This window comes from Nocardioides ginkgobilobae, from assembly GCF_054781275.1.
In genome coordinates this window covers 49,064-70,882 of the sequence record NZ_BAAGUS010000002.1, presented here as the reverse complement: position 1 = coordinate 70,882, position 21,819 = coordinate 49,064, and the positions used below count along the sequence as shown (strand labels likewise).

The window sequence follows — 21,819 nt, the reverse complement described above, 5'->3', positions numbered from 1 at the left end:
GGGTCAGCCCGTGACCGCCCCGTGCGCGGCGGAGGACACGATCTTGGCGTACTTGCCGAGCACGCCGCGGGTGTACTTCGGCGGCTTGGGCGCCCAGCCCTCCTTGCGCGCCTCGAGGTCGTCGATCTCGACCTCGAGGGTGCGGTTGAGGACGTCGAGCGTGATCGGGTCGCCGTCGCGGACGAAGGCGATCGGGCCGCCGTCGACGGCCTCGGGGGCCACGTGGCCCACGCACAGCCCGGTCGTGCCGCCGGAGAACCGACCGTCGGTGAGGAGCAGGACGTCCTTGCCGAGGCCGGCGCCCTTGATCGCACCGGTGATGGCGAGCATCTCGCGCATGCCGGGCCCACCCTTGGGGCCCTCGTAGCGGATGACGACGACGTCGCCGGCGACGATCCGGCCCTCGGCGAGGGCGTCCATGGCGTCGCGCTCGCCGTCGAAGACCCGGGCGGTGCCGCGGAAGACGGTCTCGTCGAAGCCGGCCGACTTCACCACGGCACCGTCGGGGGCCAGCGAGCCCTTGAGGATCGTCAGGCCGCCGGTCTTGTGGATCGGGCGCTCGAGGGAGCGGATGACGTCGTCGTCGAGGGCCGGCGGGTCCAGCTCCGCCAGGTTCTCGGCCAGCGTCTTGCCGGTCACGGTCAGCGCGTCGCCGTGCATGAGGCCGGCGTCGAGCAGCGCCTTCATCACGACGGGGATGCCGCCGATCTTGTCGACGTCGTTCATGACGTACCTGCCGAAGGGCTTGAGGTCGCCGAGGTGCGGGACCTTGTCGCCGATCCGGTTGAAGTCGTCGATGGTCAGCGGCACCTCGGCCTCGCGGGCGATGGCCAGCAGGTGCAGGACGGCGTTGGTGGAGCCGCCGAGCGCCATCACCACGGTGATGGCGTTCTCGAAGGCCTCCATCGTCATGATCTGGCGGGCGGTGATGCCCTGGCGCAGCAGGTTGACCACGGCCTCGCCGGAGCGGTGGGCGAAGCCGTCGCGGCGGCGGTCGACGGCCGGCGGCGCGGCCGAGCCCGGCAGCGACATGCCGAGGGCCTCGCCGACGGCAGCCATCGTGTTGGCGGTGTACATGCCGCCGCAGGCGCCCTCGCCGGGGCAGATCGCGCGCTCGATCTTGTCGACCTGCTCACGGGTGATCTTGCCCGCGAGGCACGCACCGACGGCCTCGAAGGCGTCGATGATCGTGACGTCCTTGCCGTCGACCTGTCCGGGCATGATCGAGCCGGCGTAGAGGAAGACCGAGGCCAGGTCGAGACGCGCGGCGGCCATGAGCATGCCGGGCAGGGACTTGTCGCAGCCGGCGAGCAGGACCGAGCCGTCGAGCCGCTCGGCGTTCATCACGACCTCGACGGAGTCGGCGATGACCTCGCGGGAGACCAGCGAGAAGTGCATGCCCTCGTGGCCCATGGAGATGCCGTCGGAGACCGAGATGGTGCCGAACTCGAGGGGGTAGCCGCCGCCGGCGTGCACGCCGTTCTTGACGGCCTTGGCGAGCCGGTCGAGCGAGAGGTTGCAGGGGGTGATCTCGTTCCAGCTGGAGGCCACGCCGATCTGCGGCTTCTCCCAGTCGTCGTCACCCATGCCGACCGCACGCAGCATGCCGCGCGAGGCGGCGCGCTCGAGGCCGTCGGTGACGTCGCGGGACCTGGGCTTCAGGTCGATCTTCTCGTCGGGCTGCTGCTGGCCGGTCATGGCGGCCAGCCTACGTGCGAGCGTCGTCACTCCGACGGCGCATCTCAGCCCCACCGGCTGGGCCGGTGACCCCCCACGCCCTAGCCTCGTCGGGTGACTGCTTCGACTCCGGTGACCTGGGACGGCTACGCGGCCGTCCTGCTCGACCTCGACGGGGTGCTGACCCCCACCGCCGAGGTGCACATGCGGGCCTGGTCGGCGATGTTCAACGAGTTCCTCGCCGAGCACGACGGCCCCGGCGACACCTCCCCCTACACCGACGTCGACTACTTCGCCCACGTCGACGGCAAGCCGCGGTACGACGGCGTGCGCGACTTCCTCGCCTCCCGCGGCATCGAGCTCCCCGAGGGCGAGCCGGGCCGACCGTTCGACCGCACCGTCATGGGTCTCGGCGACCGCAAGAACGACGCCTTCAACGAGGTGCTCCAGCGCGACGGGGTGGCGCCGTACGCCGGTTCCGTGGCCCTGCTCGACCACCTGCGCGACCTCGACGTCCCGATGGCGGTGGTCTCCTCCTCCGCCAACGCCCCCGCCGTGCTCGAGGCCGCGGGGCTGGCCGGCCGGTTCGTGACCGTCGTCGACGGCCGGGTCGCCGCTGCCCGCTCGCTGCCGGGCAAGCCCGCGCCCGACACCTTCCTGCACGCCGCCGAGGTGTGCGGCGCGACCGCCGCGACGTCGGTCGTGGTCGAGGACGCCGTGTCCGGCGTGCGCGCCGGTGCCGCCGGCGGCTTCGGCCTCGTGGTCGGCGTCGACCGGGGCGCCGGGCACGACGAGCTGACCGCCGCCGGCGCCCACGTCGTCGTGGCCGACCTCGCCGAGCTCGTCCCGTGAGCAGCCGCGCCCCGGCAGGCGACCCGCTGGACCGCAGCCGGTTCCCCGTCGACCCCTGGCGGCTGGTGGAGCGGTCGCACAGCCACGCCGACCTCGGGGTCAGCGAGACGCTGTTCACCGTCGCCAACGGCTACCTCGGCATGCGCGGCAACCCCGAGGAGGGCCGCGACGCCCACGCGCACGGCACCTTCGTCAACGGCTTCCACGAGACCTGGGAGATCCGGCACGCGGAGGCCGCCTTCGGCTTCGCGCGCACCGGCCAGACGATCGTCAACGTCCCCGACGCGAAGCTGATGAAGCTCTACGTCGACGACGAGCCGCTCATCCTCGGCACCGCCGACCTGGAGCACTACGAGCGGATCCTCGACTTCCGCGACGGCGTGCTGCGCCGCTCGCTGGTCTGGCGCACCCCCTCGGGCAAGCGGGTCAAGGTCGACTCCACCCGCATGGTCTCGATGACCCAGCGGCACCTGGCCCTGCTGGCCCTCGAGGTCACGATGCTCGAGGGCAGCGCCCCCATCGTCATCTCCAGCCAGCTGATGAACCGCCAGGACGGCAGCGACGAGTACCACGACGCAGCAGCGTCCATGGGCGAGGGCATCGACCCGCGCAAGGCCGCCGCCTTCGAGGGCCGGGTGCTGCTCCCCCGCCTCTCGACCGTCCAGGACGGCCGGATGATGCTGGGATACCAGTGCGCCTCCTCCCGGATGACGATCGCCGTGGCCGCCGACCACCGACTGCGGGTAGCCGGCAGTGGCGCCGACGTCGACACCGTCGTGCGCCACGACGACGACCTGGCCAAGATGGTGTTCCGGGTCCAGGCCGAGCAGGGCCGCACCGTGCGGCTGGAGAAGGTCGTGGCCTACCACACCTCCCGCGGCGTGCCGGTGCGCGAGCTGGCCGACCGCTGCGAGCGGACCCTGGACCGCGCCGCCCGCACCGGCACCGGGGAGGCGGTCGCCGAGCAGCGTGCCTGGTTCGACACCTTCTGGGACGCCGCCGACGTCGAGGTCACCCCCTCCCGGCGTGGCGACGGGCCGGGCGGCGAGCAGGAGACCCGGGCCCTGCAGCAGGCGATCCGCTTCAACCTCTTCTCCCTCGCCCAGGCCAGCGCCCGCGCCGACCAGTGGGGCGTGCCCGCCAAGGGCGTCACCGGTTCGGGTTACGAGGGCCACTACTTCTGGGACTCCGAGATCTACGTCGCGCCGTTCCTCACCTACACGCAGCCGGCGCTGGCCAAGAACCTCCTGCACTTCCGCTCCCGGATGCTCGACGCCGCGCGGCACCGTGCCCGCGAGATGGCCCAGCACGGTGCGCTCTTCCCCTGGCGCACCATCAACGGCGAGGAGGCCTCGGCCTACTACGCCGCCGGCACCGCGCAGGTGCACATCGACGCCGACGTGGTCTACGCGCTCTCGCAGTACCTCGCCGCCACCGATGACGTGGGCTTCCTGCTGCGCCACGGCATCGACATCCTGGTCGAGACCTCCCGCATGTACGCCGACCTCGGGTTCTGGCGCGAGAACGGCCGTCCCTCGTTCCACATCCACGGCGTCACCGGGCCGGACGAGTACACGACGGTCGTCAACAACAACCTGTTCACCAACGTCATGGCGCGGCACAACCTCGAGCAAGCCGTGGCCGCGGTCGAGCTGATCCGTCGCGAGCACCCGCAGGACTTCGAGCAGGTCCGCAAGCGCCTCGACCTCACCGACGAGGAGGTCGAGGAGTGGGCCCGCTGCGCCGAGGGGATGCACGTGCCCTTCGACGAGGGCCTCGGCATCCACCCCCAGGACGACTTCTTCCTCGACCGCGAGGTGTGGGACCTCTCCCAGACCCCCGACGAGCTGCGGCCGCTGCTGCTGCACTACCACCCGCTGGTGATCTACCGGTTCCAGGTGCTCAAGCAGGCCGACGTGGTCCTGGCGCTCTTCCTGCAGGGCGACCGGTTCACGGCCGAGGAGAAGCGGGCCGACTTCGAGTACTACGACCCGATCACCACCGGCGACTCCACGCTCTCGGCGGTGGTGCAGTCGGTGATGGCCGCCGAGGTCGGCTACCACGAGGCGGCCTGGGACTACTTCCGCTCCGCGTTGTACGTCGACCTGGCGAACCTCCACGGCAACACCGACGACGGCATGCACATCGCCTCCACCGGCGGTGTCTGGTCGGCGCTGGTCTGCGGCTTCGGCGGCATGCGCGACCACGGCGGCCGGCTCTCCTTCGACCCGCGCCTGCCCGACGCGTTCGGCTCGATCACCTTCGCGCTGGTGTGGCGCGGCTCCCGGGTGCGGGTGCGGCTGGACGCCGGGTCGCTCACCTTCACGGTGGTCGACGGCGTCGGGGGCGTCCCGGTGACCGTCCGCGGGACCGAGCACGTCGTGCACGCCGACGAGCCCCTCGTCGTACGGCTCGGGGAGAACGACGGGCGAGGGGGCGGTCACGGCCGCCGGCTCTCGGTCGAGCTCGCCGAGGAGCCGCAGCTGGGCGGCACGCGCGCCGACGGGTCCAAGATCACCGCCGGCGTGCCGGACCCGATCCCCGCGCCCGAGGAGGAGGCCTACCACGACGCGATGCCCGAGCCGCCCCCCATCGGGCCGCACGTGCCGCAGTCGTGACCGGTGCGGCCGCGGCGGGTCAGCCCACCGCGGCCGGCTCCCGGTCGCGAGCCGGCTCGAACCGGTAGGCGTCGAGCGGGAAGGTCCGGCTGGCCCACATCGTGCCGAGCGTGGTGCCCGGGCGCAGCCCGACGTCGCCGTGCTGGTCGAAGTAGTAGCTGTTGGCGCCGGTGCACGACTCCTGCCAGAAGACCTGGGTCGGGCGCCGCTCGAGCATCGAGGCGAGGTAGGCGTCGTTGGCCGCCTGCGTCACCTCCACCCGTGAGGCGCCGGTGCTGCGCGCGTGCTCGAGGCAGCGCACGATGTGGTGCACCTGGGTCTCGATGAGGTGGAAGTAGGAGCCGCCGATGTAGCCGTAGGGGCCGAAGACGGTGAAGAAGTTGGGGAAGCCCGGCACGGAGACGCCCTGGTAGGCCTGCACCCGGTTCTCGGCCCAGAACTGCTGGACCGTGCCGCCGTCGGCGCCGACCAGCGGGAAGGTCGGGAGGCTGTCGGGCTCCATGACCCGGAAGCCCGTGGCGAGCACGAGCACGTCGAGCTCGTGGAGGGTCTCGCCGGCGCCGCCCCGGGTGCGGATGCCCTCGGGGACGATATCGGTGATGGCGTCGGTCTCGAGGTGGACCTGGGGCAGGTTGTAGGTCGCGAGGTAGTCGTTGTGGAAGCTCGGGCGCTTGCACCCGACGCCGTACGCCGGGGTGAGCTTCTCGCGCACCTCCGGGTCACGCACCTGCGAGCGCAGCCACAGCCGCCCGGCGTGCTCCATCGTGGAGGCGATCCGGACGTAGGAGTGGAAGTGCGCCGCGACCGGGAAGGTGACCTCGACGAAGGCCTGGCTGGCCAGCCGCAGCCCCTGCTTGACGCCCGGGAGCCGCATCGCCAGGCGCAACGGACCGGGCAGCGCGGCGTCGGGCTTGGGGAAGCACCAGATCGGGGTGCGCTGGAAGACGGTGAGCGCGTCCACGACCGGGGCGATCTCGGGGATCAGCTGCACCGCGGAGGCACCGGTGCCGATCACGCCGACCCGCTTGCCGGTGAGGTCCAGGTCGTGGTCCCAGCGGGCGGTGTGCACGGTGGTGCCGGCGAAGTCGTCGATGCCGGGGATGTCAGGGGCCTTCGGGGTGGTGAGCACGCCCGAGGCGTTGAGGAGGTACGTCGCCGTCAGCTCGGTCCCGTCGGCCAGCCGGACCCGCCAGCGCGTCGTCGCCTCGTCCCAGGCCGCCCCCTCGACGAGGCAGCCGAACCGCATCCGGTCGCGGATGCCGGCGGCGTCGACCAGGTCCTCGGCGTACCTCTTCAGCTCCGAGCCGGGGGCGTAGGTGCGTGACCAGTCCGTGCGCTGGGCGAAGGAGAACTGGTAGCTGAACGACGGGATGTCGACCGCGACGCCGGGGTAGGTGTTCCAGTGCCAGGTGCCTCCGACGCCGTCGGCGGCCTCGAGGACCAGCCAGTCGCGGATGCCGGCCTCGTCGAGCTTGATGGCCGCCCCGATGCCGGAGAAGCCGGCGCCGACGACGAGCACCTCGTGGTGCTCGACGTCGGAGCCGGTGCGGGTGCCCTCCAGGTCGGGTGTGGTCGCGCTCACGCCGTCACGGTAGCGAGCGGCCAGGAGCCGGTGGAGGCGTCTCGCGGGCGGGCGGTCGGGGGCCTCGGGAGCTCAGCCGATCGCCGCCGCGCGCACGCACATCACGTCGGGCAGGTCGCGGACCGCGCAGTGCCAGGTCTCGCCGGAGTCCGGCGAGACCCACACCGAGCCGTTGCGCGCACCGACGTACACCCCCGCCTCGGGGTGGTCGTCGACGCACATCGCGTCGCGCATGACCCCGACGAAGAAGCTGTCGGGCAGCTGGCCGTCGCCGAGCCGCTCCCAGGTGTCGCCGGCGTCGCGCGAGCGCCAGACCCGGGCCTGGGCGTCGACCGGGTAGCGGCCCTCGCCACCGCCGAGCGGGAAGGTGTAGATCGTGTCCGGCTCGTGCGGGTGCGCGACCACCGGGAAGCCGAAGTCCGAGGGCAGGCCGTCGGCGATCGAGGTCCAGCTGGCGCCCTCGTCGTCGGAGCGGAAGACCCCGCCGTGGTTCTGGAGGTAGAGCCGCTCGGGACGCGAGGGGTGCCGCGCGACCTTGTGCACGCACTGGCCGTACGCCGGGTACTGCTGCCCCTCGGGCAGGAAGACCGCCGAGACCCCCTGGTTGCGGGGCTCCCACGTCTCCCCGCCGTCGGTCGTGGCGTAGACCCCGCCGGTGGACAGCGCCGCCAGGACCGAGGACGGGTCGCTGGGGTGCGGCAGGATCGTGTGGAAGGCCTGGCCGCCGTAGCCCGCACCCCACTCGGAGCGGTGCGGGTGGTCCCACAGGCCGCGTTCGAGGGTGAAGGTGTGCCCGCCGTCGGAGGATCGGAAGACCGCGCCCGGCTCCGTGCCGGCGTACACCACCCCGGGCCCGGCGCCGGCGACGAGCTGCCAGACCCGCTCGACCGAGGCGTCGACGTCGGCCGGGAACCGCGGCGGCTCCTCGGCGTCCTTCCAGGTCGCGCCGAGGTCCTCGCTGATCCGCACCTGCGGGCCCAGCCAGGGCGAGGACGCGCCGACCAGGAGGCGCGGCCGCTCGCCACGCACGTCGACGAGGCAGGAGTAGACCTCCTCCATGTCGCTGTGCGGGCCGCTCCACTCCCAGTCGCGGCGCGCGGCGTCCGAGCGCCCGACCCACAGTCCCTTGCGGGTGCCGACCATGAGGACCGTGCTGCTCATCTGCTTCTCCAGATCTCCCCGAGAGGGGGCGTGGGCGAGGTGTCACCTACGGTGACCCGGTGACCGGCCGGAACTCATCGTCCACCCGCCGACCGGTCCTGTCACCGGTGTGGCTGGTGCTCGTCGGGATCGCCTCGGTGCAGCTCGGTGCGGGCTTCGCGAAGTCGCTCTTCGACGAGGTCGACCCCACCACGATCGTCTGGCTGCGGCTGGCCACGAGCATGCTCGTGCTCGTCGCCGTGCTGCGGCCGCGGCTGCGCGGGCGCAGCCGGGAGGACTGGCTCGTGGTGCTCGCCTTCGGGGCGAGCCTGGCGCTGATGAACTGGGCGATCTACCAGTCGTTCGCCCGGATCCCGCTCGGGGTCGCGGTGACGATCGAGTTCATCGGGCCGCTGACCCTGGCGGTGCTGGGGTCGCGACGTCCGCGCGACCTGGCGTGGGTCGTGCTCGCGGCGGTCGGGGTGCTGCTGCTGGGCTTCGACGGCGACGACCTGGACGCCGCGGGCGTGGTGTTCGCGCTGGTCGCCGGGGCGGCGTGGGCGGCGTACATCCTGCTGAGCGCGCGCACCGGGCGGCACTGGGAGGGCCTGGACGGTCTCGCGGTGGCGAGCGTCGTGGCCGCGCTGCTGCTGACCCCCTTCGCGGTCGGCACCGGCGGCGAGGACCTGCTCGACCCGCGCATCCTGCTGATCGGCGCCGCGGTCGGGCTGCTGTCCTCGGTCATCCCCTACAGCTGCGAGCTGGTCGCGCTGCGCAGCCTCTCCCCCGGCGTCTTCGGCATCCTGATGAGCCTGGAGCCGGCCGCCGCGGCCCTCGCGGGGATCCTGGTGCTCGGCGAGCTGCTCGGAGCGGCGCAGTGGGCCGCGGTCGCCTGCGTCGTCGCCGCGAGCGTCGGCGCGACCCGGGCTGCGGGCGGGGCAGGGCGGGCCGGTGCGGCCGAGTCGGCCGTCGTCGTACGCGACTGAGGCGTGACCTGAGATTCACATGAGCGTCACGCACGAGGTCTTGCGCCGGCGCGTCCGGGGCCTAGATTGGGCGGTGCCGTCGCCGTTGGCCCCGACCCTCTGGCTCCCGCCCCTCCCCGAGGAGTCCACCCGCATGTCCCTCCCGCAGCACCCCGACCCCCGGTCCCGCCGGCTGCGCGTCCTGCCCCCGATCGGCACCCCGCGCAGCGTCCCGGTGGCCGCGTGGCAGGCACTGCGCACCTCGGTCCAGCAGTGGGCGGTGGACTCCCAGCGCGCGGCCTGCCGCAACGCGATGGTCGCCGGCACCGCGCTGGCCGCCCGACGCGCCGAGCGCGAGGACGTCGAGGAGTTCCTCGCCGCGCGCGAGGGTCGCTCCGGCGTACCCGGGTCCGAGGACGGCCCGGCCGCCGAGCGCACCGCCCGCGGCTGACCGCGCTGGACTCCTGCGGGCCCCTGGCCCGCTCCTCGGGCACAATCGGCCCCATGCCGAAGTCCGCGGCCCGCCCGACCACCGCCCCCGTCATCGCCTTCCACGAGGTGCTCTCCGACGACGGCACCCGGCTCCGCGCCTGGACCAACGACCCCGACGGCACCCGCACCGGGCCCACCGTCGTGCTGTGCAACGGCCTCGGGACCAACCCCTGGGCCTGGCCGGCGCTGCTCGACCCCGCGTGCGAGGTGCGGGTCGTGTCGTGGAACCACCGCGGCACCGGCGGCTCGGCCCGCCCGGACGACCCCGACCGCTGCGGCATCGAGGAGTTCGTCGAGGACGGCCTCTCGGTCATGGACCACTTCGGCGTCGCGCGCGCGGTGCTCATGGGCTGGTCGATGGGCGTCAACACGATGTTCGAGCTGGCCTTCCGCCACCCCGAGCGGGTCAGTGGGCTCTTCGCCGTGGCCGGCGTCCCGGGCGACACCTTCGCCACGATGCTCGGCCCGCTGCGGCTGCCGCACCTGGTGGCCCGCACGCTCACGGTCAACATCACCCGCGTCGGCAAGCACGCCGGCTGGGCACTGAACCCGCTGGTCCACCGGCTGCCGATCGGCCGTCGCGCGATCGACCTGCTCAGCCACACCGGCTTCATGCTGCCGGTGCGCGACCCCGACATCACCGCCAAGGCGGTGGCCGAGCTGCTCTCGACCGACCTGCGGTGGTACTTCCACCTCGCGCTGCGCACCTCCGAGCACGGCCGCGTCTCGCTGCGCAACATCCGCGTGCCCGCCGCCTTCGTCGCCGGCCGCTGGGACCTGCTCGCCGGCTCCCGGGACATGCGCACCGCCGCGGAGCGGATCGAGGGAGCGACGTACGTCGAGCTGCCCGGCACCCACTTCCTCAACCTCGAGCGTCCCGAGCAGGTGCACGAGCTGCTGCTGGAGTTCCTGCGGCGGGTGCCGTGAACCGACCCCGGCCACGGCGCCGCTCGCCGCGACCGGTCCGCGGGCTGGCTCTGGCCGCGGTCCTGGTGCTGGTCACGGGAACGACCGCGTGCCTGGAGGAGGGCAGCACCTCCACCGTCACGCTCATCGAGACCACCGCCACCGGCACACCACTCCCGGTGCCGACCGAGGCACCGACCGACGCCTCCTCTGACGGGGAGGACGACGCGGACGGGAGGGGCAGCGGGAAGGGCAAGGGCGGTCCGCCCGAGCTGGTGGGCACCATCGCCACCGACCTCGAGGCCCCGTGGGGCCTGGCCTTCCTGCCCGACGGCGACGCGCTGGTCACCGAGCGCGACACCGCCCGGCTGCTGCGGCTGACCGGCCCCGACCATGAGGTCGTCGAGGTCGCCACGATCGAGACCGCGGCCCCCGAGGGCGAGGGCGGGCTGCTCGGGGTGGCCGTCTCCCCGACGTACGACGAGGACGGGCTGGTCTACCTCTACGTCACCACCGCCACCGACAACCGGGTCGTGCGGGCCGTGCTCGACGGCGACGCCCTCGGCGAGCCGGAGCCGATCCTCACCGGCATCCCCAACGGCTTCATCCACGACGGCGGGCAGCTGCTCTTCGGGGATGACGGGCTGCTCTACGTCTCCACCGGCGAGATCGGCGAGCCCGACCGCGCCGCCGACCCCGACGACCTCGGCGGCAAGATCCTGCGGATCACCCCCGACGGCGACCCAGCACCCGGCAACCCGGACCCGGAATCGCCGGTCTTCTCCCTCGGCCACCGCAACGTGCAGGGCCTGGCGTTCGTGCGCAACCAGCTGTGGGCCTCGGAGTTCGGGCAGGACACCTTCGACGAGCTTAACCTCGTGCGGCCGGGCAAGGACTACGGCTGGCCGGCCTTCGAGGGCGAGGGTGGCAAGGTGGCCCGGGAGCAGGGGTACGTCGACCCCGCGATCACCTGGGACACCGACGACGCCTCCCCCTCGGGCCTGGCCTACGCGAAGGGCCACCTCTGGCTCGGTGCACTCAAGGGCCAGCGGCTGTGGCGGGTCGAGGTGAAGGGCTCCAAGACGGCCAGGAAGCCCCGGGCGTTCTTCCTCGGCGACCACGGCCGCCTGCGCGGTGTCGCGCTCGCCCCCAACGGCACGCTGTGGGTCACCACCAGCAACCGCGACGGCCGCGGCACGCCCGCCCCCGGGGACGACAAGATCCTCCAGGTCCAGCCGTAGGACTCACGCGGCCTCCCCGGTCGGACCGATCCGCTGGAGGACCGTGCGTGAACCTGGCTCACGCCCCGTCCTCCGGATGAACCTCGGGCCGACTGTCTCCCGCCGAGCCGGCGCGTTCTTCCGGAAAGATGCGCCGGTTCGAGCCGACCGTGCCTCGCCGAACCGGCGCGTTCTTCCGGAAAGATGCGCCGGGTCGGCCACCCACATGCGGGCGCGGGAACGATCAGTCGATCAGTCGGTGGCGACCGTGCCGGTGACGGTGGCGCGGCGGTTGGCACGCCGCAGCACGGCGAGGACGGCGGGGCCCAGGACGACGATGGCGACGGCATTGGTGATCGCGCGCATGGTGTCCCAGCCACCGGTGGAGGTGAGCAGCGTGTAGATCCCGAACCGCTGGAGGTTCTCCAGGATCGGCGCGCCCGGCACGTAGGACAGGTCGCTCTCGTAGCCCGGGACCGCGACGCCGAGGAGGAACGGCCAGCCGGAGAGGTTCATCAGCGCGCCGAAGAGGTACGCCGCCACGACGGCGTACGCCACCAGCAGCGCGATCTCCGCCCGACCCCGGGCCCGGCGCGGCAACAGGCCGGCACCCATGCCGACCCAGGCCGCGACCAACATCTGGTACGGCAGCCAGGGCCCGACACCGGCGGTGACCAGCGCGGAGGCGAACAGCGACGTGCACCCGAGCGCGAACCCGAACCCCGGCCCCATCACCCGCCCGCCGATGATCAGCAGGAAGAAGACCAGCTCGACGCCGGAGATCCCCGGGGAGATCGCCCGGGTCACCGCGTTGACCGCGCTCAGCACCCCCAGCAGGGCCAGCACCCGCGCATCGAGCCCGCCCTCGGTGACCTCCGCGAGCACGACGGCCACGACCACCGGCAGCAGCGCCAGGAAGAGGAACGGCGGGTCCACGCGCGCGCCGTCGGGCACCCGCAGCAGCAGCGGCCAGACGAGCATCATCAGCCCCGCGAGGCTGGCGAGGGAGAGCACGGCGACCGAGCGCCGCGAGAGGGGCACGGCGTCGACCAGCCGCTCGTGCGGCGCCGTCGGCCTGGCCGGGGCGGGCGCGCTCACGCCGTCTCCAGCGCGGCGACCACCTCGTCGACCCGCAACCACGGCGGGCCGAGGACCTTGGTGACCTGCGGGGCGAACGCCGGTGACTCCGCGACCACGCGGCGGGCCGGGCCGCGCGAGACGACCTCGCCGTCGGCCAGCACGACCGCGTCGTCGGCGGCCTGCGCGATGAACTCGACGTCGTGGCTGGCCACCAGCACCGCGTGCCCCTCGGCGGCCAGCGCCCGCACCGACGCGGCGAGCGCCCGCTTGGCGGCGTAATCCAGCCCGCGCGTCGGCTCGTCCAGCAGCAGCACGCCCGGCCGGGCGGCGAGCACCAGGGAGAGCGCCAGCGCCAGGCGCTGGCCCTCGGAGAGGTCGCGCGGGTGCGCGTCGTCGGGTACGCCGGGGACCAGCTGGTCCAGGATCCGCCGGCACCCGCCGCGGTCCGCGGGGCGCTCGCCGTCGCCGGCGGCCAGTTCCTCGCCGACGGTCTCGAGGTAGAGCAGGTCGGCCGCGTTCTGCGGGAGCAGCCCGACCAGGCCGCGGCGCTCGGTAACGGGCCTGGTCGCCGGGTCGGCGACGGCTCCGCCGCGCCGGACGTCGACGGTGCCGGCGAACCGGGCGCCGGTGCCCTGCAGCGCCCACAGCAGCGAGGACTTCCCGGCGCCGTTGCGGCCCATGAGCGCCGTGACGCGGCCGGCCGGCAGGGTCAGGTCCACCGAGCGCACGGCCACCTCGCGGCCGTGGACGACGGTGACGCCGGTGGCGACCAGGCCGTCCCCGTCGGCGCCGGGTCCCGAGGCGACCCCCGACTGCTCGCTGGTCGAGGTGCGAGGAGCGTCGGCGACGAGCCAGGAGACCCCCGCCAGCCGCTCCTGCAGCCCCCGCGCGCGGCGGCGCGCGTCGCGGACGCTCAGCGGCAGCGGGCTCCAGCCGGCGGCGCGGCCGAGCTCGACGATGGGCGGGACGACCGGGGACTCGGCCAGCAGGTCGACCGGCTCCCCCACCCGCACCCGGCCGTCGCCGGTCATCAGGCACATCGTGTCGGCGAACGGGACGACCCGCTCCAGCCGGTGCTCGGCCAGCAGCACCGAGACGCCGAGGTCGTGGACCAGCCGGGTCAGGGTGGCCAGCACCTCCTCGGCCGCCGTCGGGTCGAGGGCGGAGGTGGGCTCGTCGAGCACGAGCAGCCGCGGGTGCATCGTGAGCACCGAGCCGATGGCGACCCGCTGCTGCTGCCCCCCGGAGAGCGTCCGCAGGTCGCGGGCACGCAGGTCGGCGATGCCCAGCAGGTCGAGGGTCTCCTCGACCCGGCGGCGCATCGTCGGCGCGGGCAGGCCGAGCTGCTCCATGCCGTAGGCGAGCTCCTCCTCGACGGTGTCGGTGACGAAGCCGAGGGCCGGGTCCTGCCCGACGTAGCCCACCACGTGGGCGCGCTCGCGCGGCGGGCGGTGCAGCACGCTCTCACCGTCGAGCAGCACGTCCCCGGTCAGCACGCCGCCGGAGAAGCGCGGCACCAGTCCGCTGACGACGCCGAGCAGCGTCGACTTGCCGACGCCGGTGGGCCCGGAGAGCAGCACGAGCTCGCCCTCCTCCACGACCAGGTCGACGTCGGCCAACACCGGCGGCTGGCCGGCCTGGTAGCCCAGGCGGATCCCGCGCAGCTCGAGGACGGGGGCGGTCATGCGGCGGCTCCGACGGGCTGGGGTACGACGGGGGCGGGGGCGCCCGCGAGCACCAGGACGGGTCGTGGGGCGGCCATCCCGCCGGCCAGCGCGACGGCCACGCCGAGGAGCACGACCGCGCTCACGACGGGCACCGCGTCGAGGGACGGGTAGGCGACGAGCAGCTGGGAGCGGCCGGTCCACACGCCCAGGGCGGCGGTGGCGACACCGGAGCCGGCGACCAGCCACTCCTCGAGCCGCCACGGGTCGGGCCGGTAGCGGGTGCGCTGCACGCGACGCCCGGCGCTGACCAGGCCGAGGACGGCGATGCCGACGCCGAGCAGCAGCACCGGCAGCGCGAGCCAGCGCGGCGCGGTGCGGTCGAGGACGGCGTACGTGCCCAGGCACACGCCGCACAGGCCGGTGATCATCAGGGCGCCGGTGCGGATGCGGGCGCGGCGGTCCAGGCCGGGGGCGCGGCCGTAGCCGCGGGCGTCCATGCCGGCGGCCATCGCCATCGAGCGGTCGATGGCGTCCTCCAGGACCGGCACGAGGAACCGGCGCAGCCGCCCGACCCGGCCGCTCGCCCCGGCACGCAGGCCCTGGGCGGCGCGCACGCGCCGGGCGGAGTCGGCGAGCTGGGGCAGGACGGTGACGGCGACCACCAGGGCCGCTCCGATCTCGTAGAGCGCCGGGGGCACGGAGCGCAACAGGCGCTTGGGGTTGGCCAGCGCGTTGGCCGCGCCGATGCAGATGACGATGGCGGCGAGCCGCATGCCGTCGTACAACCCGGCCAGCAGGGACTCCAGCGTCACCGGGCCGAGCAGGGTGATCCCCGCGGCGATGTCCGGCAGCGGCACCGCCGGCAGGTCGAGCAGGACGGTCGTGCCGTAGCCGCCACCGAGGACGAGGCGGAAGGCCACCCGGAAGACGACGACGGCCAGGCCGAGCCAGAGGTAGAGCCGGAAGGCGCGCGCCCACGGCTGGTCGGAGCGGCGGGCCAGCACGACGACGCAGGCGGCGCCGACGAGCAGCAGCAGGGAGAAGGGGTTGGTCGTCGCGGACGCCGCCGCGGCGAGGCCGAGCGCCCACACCCACCACGCGACCGGGTGCAGGTCGCGTGGCAGGCGTGGGGCCCGGGTGGTCATCGCAGCGACCGCCGCCGGGCGAGCACGGCGCCGCCGGCGCCGAGCGCCAGGACGAGCAGGGCGACCGGGGCCACCCACACGGGCAGGCCGTCGGTCTCCGCGGAGGCCGGCGCGGCGTCGGGGTCGGAGACGACGTCGTCGGCGACCGCCTCGTCCGCAGCGTCCTCCGACGGCTGGTCCGAGGGCTCGGAGGCCGTCCCGGACTCGTCGGTACGACGGTCGCGACCCTTCCGCCCATCGCGCTCGCCCGCGCCCCGGTCCCGGTCCCCGGCACGCGCGCGACCCTCGTCCGAGGGTGCGCCCGCCGTGGCCGACGGGTCCGCGCCCGTGGTGCTCCCGGTCGCGGGGGACGAGCCGGTCCCGGCACCCGAGGAGCCCGAGGACCCGCCCGAGCCCGCACCGGACCCCCCGCTGCCGGTCGTGGGCGTCGCGCTGGGCGCGCTGCCCTGCGGCGGGGTCGCGCTCGGGCGCGCCTCCCCCTCGACGTCGTCGAAGGAGAAGGCGACCGAGCCACCCTCGGGGACCTTCAGCGAGGTGACCCCCTGCGAGGAGTAGGTCCACGTCCCGGAGGTGCCGTCGGACCACCACAGGCTCCAGAACCGGTCGGCGGGCGAAGCGTTGACGCAGGGGTCGTCGGCCGGCGCGTCGTCGACGCGGCACACGAAGCCCGGCTGGCGCTGGGCGTAGGTCAGCGAGTGCCCGGCCGCCGCGAAGAGCGCGGAGGCCACGTCACCCCCGCCGTCGGCGACGCACGAGGTGGACACGGGACCGCCGAGGCTGTTGGGGTCGACGACCACGCTCACCCCGCTCCCCGCGGGGCAGGTGGCCGCGGAGGCGGGCTGGGCACCCACCGGCACCGTGAGGACGGCCGCCCCGAGCGCGAGCGCCGCCACGCGTGCGAGCCGGGTCACCGCCGGCACGTCGCCTTGGAGAGGTTCTGCAGCACGGCCGTGGCCTGGGCCGTCGCCCGGCGCCACTGGTCGCGGGACCCCGTGGTGATGCCGTCGTCCTTGCCGGCCCGGAAGGCTGCTCGGTCGAAGGCGATCGCGCCGATCTCCCCGTCCAGCTGGGTCTCGGAGTGCTTCGGGGCGACCTGCAGCTTCTTCACCCAGCGCGCGGCCTGGCGAGCCTTGCCGCAGGAGCCGACCTCGGCCAGCGCCCAGCCGGCCAGACCCGTGGAGTTGCTGTTGCTCGACTCACCCTCGACCCCGGTCGAGAAGGAGCCGTTGTCCTGCTGGTTGCTGGCCAGCCAGCGTGCCGCCCGGGTGACGGCTGGGACGACCTCGTCCTCGAACCCCTCGACCTGCAGCAGCTGGGTGACCACGAGACCCGTGGTGTCGACGCTCGGCCGGCCGCCGTCGGCGTCGCAGGACTGGTCCTCGGCGGCGGCGTCCGCGGTGAAGGGCAGGCGGAAGTAGCCGTCGGCGCACTGCTGGGCCAGCAGGAACTCCACGGCGGCACCGGCCTCCGAGGACCCGGCGCGCGACAGCGCAGTGGCCGCGAACGCCTGGCCGATGGTGTTGGCGAAGTCGCCGAAGTCGCTCTGGTCCGCGATCCGGCCGGCCGAGGGACCCGCGTCGGCGGTCACGCCCTCGAGCTGGGCGACCAGGTCGGTGCCGCCGACGTCGGTCGGGTCACCGCCGGTCAGGACGGTGTACGCCGCCAGCTTGGCCGTCGCACCGGCGTACACCGCACCGGGGTCGAACTCGCCGCCCTGCGTGTAGGACTCGACCTCCCCCGCCGCGGCGGTCGCGATGTCGCGGGCCACGGCGCCCTTGCGGCCGGCTCCGAGGAGCGCGAGGCCGGCGTCGATGCTCAGGCCGACGTCGGTGAAGGCGAACTCCTCGTTGACCATGAGGCCGTCGGGGCCGAGCTCACCGGTCAGCCACTGGACGGCGCGCTTCTCCTCGGCGGCACCGGCGGGGGCGGCCGAGGCCGGGATCGACGAGACCGTGCCGACGGCCAGGGCCGAGGCGGTCAGCGCGACGAAGGTCGCGCGCAGGGTGGTGCGGGTCATGGGTTCCTCTCCGCTGCACCAGCGGGAGGGCACGACTCGGCAGACCGAGGTGGCCACCCGCTGCTTTCCACGACAGCGTGTGATCGGGACGCGTCGCAGCAGGTGCTCCGGCTCGCCGCCCCTCCACGCGGGAGGAGCGGCCTACGGTTGCGGGTCAGCGCCGGACTTCGACCGGCTTTCCCCGCTGCGAGCGTGTGTGGAGTTGGGTGCACCAGGCGGTGCCGCTGGAGCGTACCGCGATCCGAGGCCGGCACCAGCCCGGGACCAGGAGACCTGCGCCACCCGGGACCTGTGGTAGGGCAGGCCCCGGGTGCGGCGCACCCAGGTCAGCGCACCCATGTCAGCGCACCCGGGTCAGCGGGATCAGGTCAGCTTCTCCAGCACCAGCTCACGGACGCGGCCGGCGTCGGCCTGGCCGCGCATCTCCTTCATCACCGCACCGATGAGCGCACCGGCGGCCGCGACCTTGCCGTCGCGGATCTTGTCGGCGACGTCGGGGTTCTCGGCGATCGCCTTGTCGACTGCGGCCGAGAGCGCGCCCTCGTCGGAGACGACGGCCAGACCGCGCTTCTCCACGATCTCCGCCGGGGTGCCCTCACCGGCCAGCAGGCCGTCGAAGACCTGCCGGGCGAGCTTGTCGTTGACGGTGCCGGCGTCGACCAGCGCCTGGACGGCGGCCACCTGCTCGGGCGTCACGCCCAGGTCGGTGATCTCCACGCCGGCGTCGTTGGCGCGGCGCGAGAGCTCGGAGAGCCACCACTTCCGGGCCGCCTGCGGCGAGGCGCCGGCGGCGACGGTCCGCTCGATCTCGCCCATGACCCCGGCGGCGACGACGTCGCGCATCTCCAGGTCGGTGTAGCCCCAGGACTCCTGCAGCCGCGCGCGCCGCAGGACGGGGTTCTCCGGCAGGGTGCCGCGCAGCTCCTCGACCCACTCCCGCGACGGGGCGACGGGCACCAGGTCGGGCTCGGGGAAGTAGCGGTAGTCGTCGGCGTCGGACTTGGGCCGCCCGGCGGTGGTGATGCCGGTGTCCTCGTGCCAGTGCCGGGTCTCCTGGAAGATCGCCTGACCGGAGTCGAGGATCGCGGCGTGCCGCTGCATCTCGAAGCGCACCGCCCGCTCGACGGAGCGGAAGGAGTTGACGTTCTTGGTCTCGGTGCGGGTGCCGAGCGTGCCCGACCCCTTCGGCGACAGCGAGAGGTTCACGTCGGCACGCAGGTTGCCCTGGTCCATCCGGGCCTCGGAGACGCCGAGCGCGACGATCAGGTCGCGCAGCTGGCTGACGTAGGCACGGGCGACGGCCGGGGCCTTCTCCCCCGCACCCAGGATCGGGCGCGTGACGATCTCGATGAGGGGGATGCCGGCGCGGTTGTAGTCGACCAGGGAGTAGTCGGCGCCGTGGATGCGACCGGTGCTGCCGCCCACGTGGGTCGACTTCCCGGTGTCCTCCTCCATGTGCGCGCGCTCGATCTCGACACGGAAGGTCTCGCCGTCGACCTCCACGTCCATCCAGCCGTCGAAGGCGATCGGCTCGTCGTACTGGCTGGTCTGGAAGTTCTTCGGCATGTCCGGGTAGAAGTAGTTCTTCCGGGCGAAGCGGCACCATTCGGCGATGTCGCAGTTCAGCGCCAGGCCGATGCGGATCGCCGACTCCACGGCCTTGCCGTTGACCACCGGCATCGCGCCGGGCAGCCCCAGGCAGGTGGGGCAGACCTGGGTGTTCGGCTCTCCGCCGAAGACCGCCGGGCACCCGCAGAACATCTTAGTCGCGGTGTTGAGCTCGACGTGGACCTCCAGGCCGAGCGCCGGGTCGTACGCCGCCAGCACGTCGTCGAAGGGCATCAGGGTCTCGTTCGCGGCGGTCATCGGGCCACACCTTCCAGCGCAGGAGCCTTGTCGAGCAGCGGGCCGCCCCACCGCTCCTCCAGCGCCGCCTCGAGGGCGGCACCGACACGGTAGAGCCGGTCGTCGGCCATCGCGGGCGCGAGCACCTGGAAGCCGGCGGGCAGGCCGTCCTCGTCGGCCAGGCCGCTGGGCAGCGAGATGCCCGGGACGCCGGCGAGGTTGGCCGGGATGGTCGCCAGGTCGTTGAGGTACATCGCCAGCGGGTCGTCGAGCTTCTCGCCCAGCTTGAACGCCGTGGTCGGCGCGGTCGGGCTGACCAGCACGTCGACCTGGCCGAAGGCGGCCTCGAAGTCGCGCGAGATGAGGGTGCGCACCCGCTGGGCGGTGCCGTAGTAGGCGTCGTAGTAGCCGCTGGACAGCGCGTAGGTGCCCAGGATGATGCGGCGCTTGACCTCGTCGCCGAAGCCGGCGTCGCGGGTGGCGCGCATGACCTCCTCGGCCGAGGGCGAGTCGACACCCTCCGGCAGCACCCGCAGGCCGTAGCGCATGGCGTCGAACTTCGCGAGGTTCGAGGACGCCTCGCACGGCATCACGAGGTAGTAGGTCGCCAGCGCGTGCACGAAGCTCGGGCACGACACCTCGACGACCTCGGCGCCGGCCTTCGTCAGCAGCTCCAGCGACTCCTGGAACCGGGCCAGGACGCCGGCCTGGTAGCCCTCGCCCTGCAGCTCGCGGATGACGCCGACCCGCAGGCCCGTCAGGTCACCGGCAGCGCCCTGCCGGGCGGCGGCGACCAGGCCGGGCAGCGGCTGGTCGATGGAGGTGGAGTCGCGCGGGTCGTGCCCGCCGATCAGCTCGTGCAGCAGCGCGGCGTCCAGGACGGTCCGGGTGACCGGGCCGACCTGGTCGAGGCTGTTGGCCATGGCGACCAGCCCGTAGCGGGACACCCCGCCGTACGTCGGCTTGACCCCGACCGTGCCGGTGACCGCACCGGGCTGGCGGATCGAGCCGCCGGTGTCGGTGCCGAGGGCCAGCGGTGCCTCGAAGGCGGCGACCGCGGCGGCCGAGCCGCCCCCGGAGCCGCCGGGGATCCGCTCGAGATCCCACGGGTTGCGGGTGGGGCCGTAGGCGGAGTGCTCGGTGGAGGAGCCCATCGCGAACTCGTCCATGTTGGTCTTGCCCAGGATCGGCAGGCCGGCGGCCTTGAGCCGCGCGACGACGGTGGCGTCGTACGGCGGGACCCAGCCCTCGAGGATCCTCGACCCGCACGTGGTGGGCAGCCCGGTGGTGGTCAGGACGTCCTTCACCGCGATCGGGACGCCGTCGAGCGCGTGCAGCGGCGCCCCGGCCGCGCGGCGCTCGTCGGAGGCGGCGGCCGCGGCCAGCGCCCCCTCGAGGTCGACGTGGAGGAAGGCGTGGACCCCGGACTCGGCCGAGCCGTCGACCGCGGCGATCCGGTCGAGGTGAGCCTGGGTCAGGGCGACCGAGGTGGTCTCGCCCGCGGCGAGCGCCTCGGCGAGGTCGGCAGCGGTGCGCCGCGTCACGTCGCTCACTGCTCGTCCCCCAGGATGCGCGGCACGGCGAAGCGCTGCTCCTCGGCCTGCGGGGCCATGGCGAGCGCCTGCTCGGCGGTCAGGCTGGGCTGCACGACGTCCTCCCGGAACACGTTGGTCAGCGGCATCGGGTGGGAGGTCGGAGGCACGTCGGGACCGGCCACCTCGCTGATGGAGGCGACCGACTCGAGGATCACCGACAGCTGGGGAGCCAGGTGGTCCAGCTCGGCGTCGGACAGGTCGATCCGGGCCAGGGTCGCCAGGTGGGCGACCTCGTCTCGGGAGATCTCGGGCATGCGGGCCATCCTAGGAGCGGCCACCCGCGGGGGTGACTGCCGGGCCTCCACCGCTCCGTACGCTCGAAGTTGAACCATCAACATTCGTGCAACGAACTCGGGAGGACACCCGCATGACCAAGGTCGCGATCGTCTACTACTCCAGCTACGGCAGCACCCACGCCATGGCCCAGCGCCTCGCGGAGACCGCGGAGAAGCAGGGCGCCGAGGTGCGCCTGCGGCACGTGAAGGAGACCGCCCCGGCCGAGGCCTACGGCTCGCAGGAGGCCTGGAAGGCCCACGTCGACGCGATGGCCGGCGAGCCCGTCGCGGCGCCCGAGGACCTGGAGTGGGCCGACGTCGTGGTGATGGGCTCCCCCACCCGCTACGGCCACGTGACCAGCCAGATGCAGGGCTTCATCGACACCCTCGGCCCGCTGTGGTCCGAGGGCAAGCTGGCCGACAAGGTCTACACCGCCTTCACCTCCTCCCAGACCAAGCACGGCGGGCAGGAGACGACGCTGCAGGCCTTCCACACCACCTTCGCCCACCTCGGCGGCATCATCGTCCCGCCCGGCTACACCGACCCGGTGAAGTTCACCGACGGCAACCCGTACGGCGTCGGCAAGGTCACCGGCGCCGGCGGCGACCTGGACGACGACGACCACGCGGTGCTCGACCACCTGGTCACCCGCGCGATCCGCATCGCCGAGCGGCTGAACGGCTCCGCCGCGGCCTGAGCCGCACGAGCCACGAGCGAGCCGCGCACGACCCCCGCAGGGGCC

18 protein-coding genes are annotated in these 21,819 nt (G+C 73.7%); 7 read left to right on the top strand and 11 right to left on the bottom strand.

The annotated features are described in order from the left end of the window. Positions 1 to 3: 3 nt before the first annotated feature. A complete protein-coding gene (gene ilvD / locus ACYVID_RS02585) occupies positions 4 to 1,698 on the bottom strand; it encodes a dihydroxy-acid dehydratase (protein ID WP_460734135.1) in 1,695 nt (564 codons plus the stop codon). Positions 1,699 to 1,791: 93 nt separating this feature from the next. Here ilvD and ACYVID_RS02580 point away from each other — a divergent pair, with 93 nt between their 5' ends. Continuing rightward, positions 1,792 to 2,529 (top strand): HAD family hydrolase, encoded by a 738-nt coding sequence (locus ACYVID_RS02580; protein WP_460734133.1) that lies wholly within the window; start codon positions 1,792 to 1,794, stop codon positions 2,527 to 2,529. Continuing rightward, positions 2,526 to 5,147: a glycoside hydrolase family 65 protein gene (locus ACYVID_RS02575; RefSeq protein ID WP_460734131.1), complete on the top strand. Its 2,622-nt coding sequence runs from the start codon at positions 2,526 to 2,528 to the stop codon at positions 5,145 to 5,147. The genes ACYVID_RS02580 and ACYVID_RS02575 overlap by 4 nt, the downstream gene beginning before the upstream one ends. Before the next feature lie 19 nt (positions 5,148 to 5,166). Here the strand turns inward: ACYVID_RS02575 and ACYVID_RS02570 are convergent, their stop codons facing one another. Further along, entirely contained in the window at positions 5,167 to 6,729 is a 1,563-nt protein-coding gene (locus tag ACYVID_RS02570) for a flavin-containing monooxygenase (RefSeq protein WP_460734129.1), read from the bottom strand. A gap of 72 nt (positions 6,730 to 6,801) precedes the next feature. After that, on the bottom strand, positions 6,802 to 7,890 hold the full coding sequence (locus ACYVID_RS02565) for a WD40/YVTN/BNR-like repeat-containing protein (RefSeq protein WP_460734127.1): 1,089 nt from the start codon (positions 7,888 to 7,890) through the stop codon (positions 6,802 to 6,804). A gap of 59 nt (positions 7,891 to 7,949) precedes the next feature. On the opposite strand from ACYVID_RS02565, the gene ACYVID_RS02560 reads away from it, so the two are divergent. The 4 genes from ACYVID_RS02560 to ACYVID_RS02545 all read left to right on the top strand — a co-directional run bounded on the left by ACYVID_RS02560 (position 7,950) and on the right by ACYVID_RS02545 (position 11,473). Further along, on the top strand, positions 7,950 to 8,855 hold the full coding sequence (locus ACYVID_RS02560; RefSeq protein ID WP_460734125.1) for an EamA family transporter: 906 nt from the start codon (positions 7,950 to 7,952) through the stop codon (positions 8,853 to 8,855). A gap of 133 nt (positions 8,856 to 8,988) precedes the next feature. After that, positions 8,989 to 9,285: a hypothetical protein gene (locus ACYVID_RS02555; RefSeq protein ID WP_460734123.1), complete on the top strand. Its 297-nt coding sequence runs from the start codon at positions 8,989 to 8,991 to the stop codon at positions 9,283 to 9,285. A 53-nt stretch (positions 9,286 to 9,338) separates the two neighbouring features. Beyond that, complete coding sequence (locus tag ACYVID_RS02550; RefSeq protein ID WP_460734121.1) at positions 9,339 to 10,253, top strand: alpha/beta fold hydrolase; 915 nt, start codon at positions 9,339 to 9,341, stop codon at positions 10,251 to 10,253. Continuing rightward, positions 10,250 to 11,473: a PQQ-dependent sugar dehydrogenase gene (locus ACYVID_RS02545; protein ID WP_460734119.1), complete on the top strand. Its 1,224-nt coding sequence runs from the start codon at positions 10,250 to 10,252 to the stop codon at positions 11,471 to 11,473. Before ACYVID_RS02550 ends, ACYVID_RS02545 begins: the two co-directional genes overlap by 4 nt. Positions 11,474 to 11,704: 231 nt before the next feature. Here ACYVID_RS02545 and ACYVID_RS02540 read toward each other — a convergent pair whose 3' ends face one another. The 8 genes from ACYVID_RS02540 to gatC form a co-directional block, all read right to left on the bottom strand. Next, the gene (locus ACYVID_RS02540; protein ID WP_460734629.1) at positions 11,705 to 12,436 is read right to left on the bottom strand and encodes an ECF transporter S component; all 732 of its coding nucleotides are present in this window, start codon (positions 12,434 to 12,436) and stop codon (positions 11,705 to 11,707) included. Between the two features lie 110 nt (positions 12,437 to 12,546). Further along, positions 12,547 to 14,217 carry an ABC transporter ATP-binding protein gene (locus tag ACYVID_RS02535; RefSeq protein ID WP_460734117.1) on the bottom strand — a complete coding sequence of 557 codons (1,671 nt, stop codon included), beginning with the start codon at positions 14,215 to 14,217 and terminating at the stop codon, positions 12,547 to 12,549. Beyond that, positions 14,214 to 15,344, bottom strand: coding sequence for an energy-coupling factor transporter transmembrane component T (locus ACYVID_RS02530; RefSeq protein WP_460734115.1), 1,131 nt, complete (start codon positions 15,342 to 15,344; stop codon positions 14,214 to 14,216). The genes ACYVID_RS02535 and ACYVID_RS02530 overlap by 4 nt, the downstream gene beginning before the upstream one ends. Then, a complete protein-coding gene (locus tag ACYVID_RS02525; protein ID WP_460734113.1) occupies positions 15,341 to 16,255 on the bottom strand; it encodes a hypothetical protein in 915 nt (304 codons plus the stop codon). The genes ACYVID_RS02530 and ACYVID_RS02525 overlap by 4 nt, the downstream gene beginning before the upstream one ends. Next, positions 16,252 to 17,361, bottom strand: a complete 1,110-nt coding sequence (locus ACYVID_RS02520) for a prenyltransferase/squalene oxidase repeat-containing protein (protein WP_460734111.1) — start codon at positions 17,359 to 17,361, stop codon at positions 16,252 to 16,254. The genes ACYVID_RS02525 and ACYVID_RS02520 overlap by 4 nt, the downstream gene beginning before the upstream one ends. A 363-nt stretch (positions 17,362 to 17,724) precedes the next feature. After that, a complete protein-coding gene (gene gatB, locus ACYVID_RS02515; RefSeq protein WP_460734109.1) occupies positions 17,725 to 19,227 on the bottom strand; it encodes an Asp-tRNA(Asn)/Glu-tRNA(Gln) amidotransferase subunit GatB in 1,503 nt (500 codons plus the stop codon). After that, on the bottom strand, positions 19,224 to 20,759 hold the full coding sequence (gene gatA / locus ACYVID_RS02510; protein ID WP_460734107.1) for an Asp-tRNA(Asn)/Glu-tRNA(Gln) amidotransferase subunit GatA: 1,536 nt from the start codon (positions 20,757 to 20,759) through the stop codon (positions 19,224 to 19,226). The genes gatB and gatA overlap by 4 nt, the downstream gene beginning before the upstream one ends. Then, entirely contained in the window at positions 20,756 to 21,055 is a 300-nt protein-coding gene (gene gatC, locus ACYVID_RS02505; protein WP_300644792.1) for an Asp-tRNA(Asn)/Glu-tRNA(Gln) amidotransferase subunit GatC, read from the bottom strand. The genes gatA and gatC overlap by 4 nt, the downstream gene beginning before the upstream one ends. 113 nt (positions 21,056 to 21,168) lie before the next feature. On the opposite strand from gatC, the gene wrbA reads away from it, so the two are divergent. Further along, positions 21,169 to 21,774, top strand: a complete 606-nt coding sequence (gene wrbA, locus ACYVID_RS02500; protein WP_460734105.1) for an NAD(P)H:quinone oxidoreductase — start codon at positions 21,169 to 21,171, stop codon at positions 21,772 to 21,774. The last annotated feature ends 45 nt before the right edge of the window (positions 21,775 to 21,819 follow it).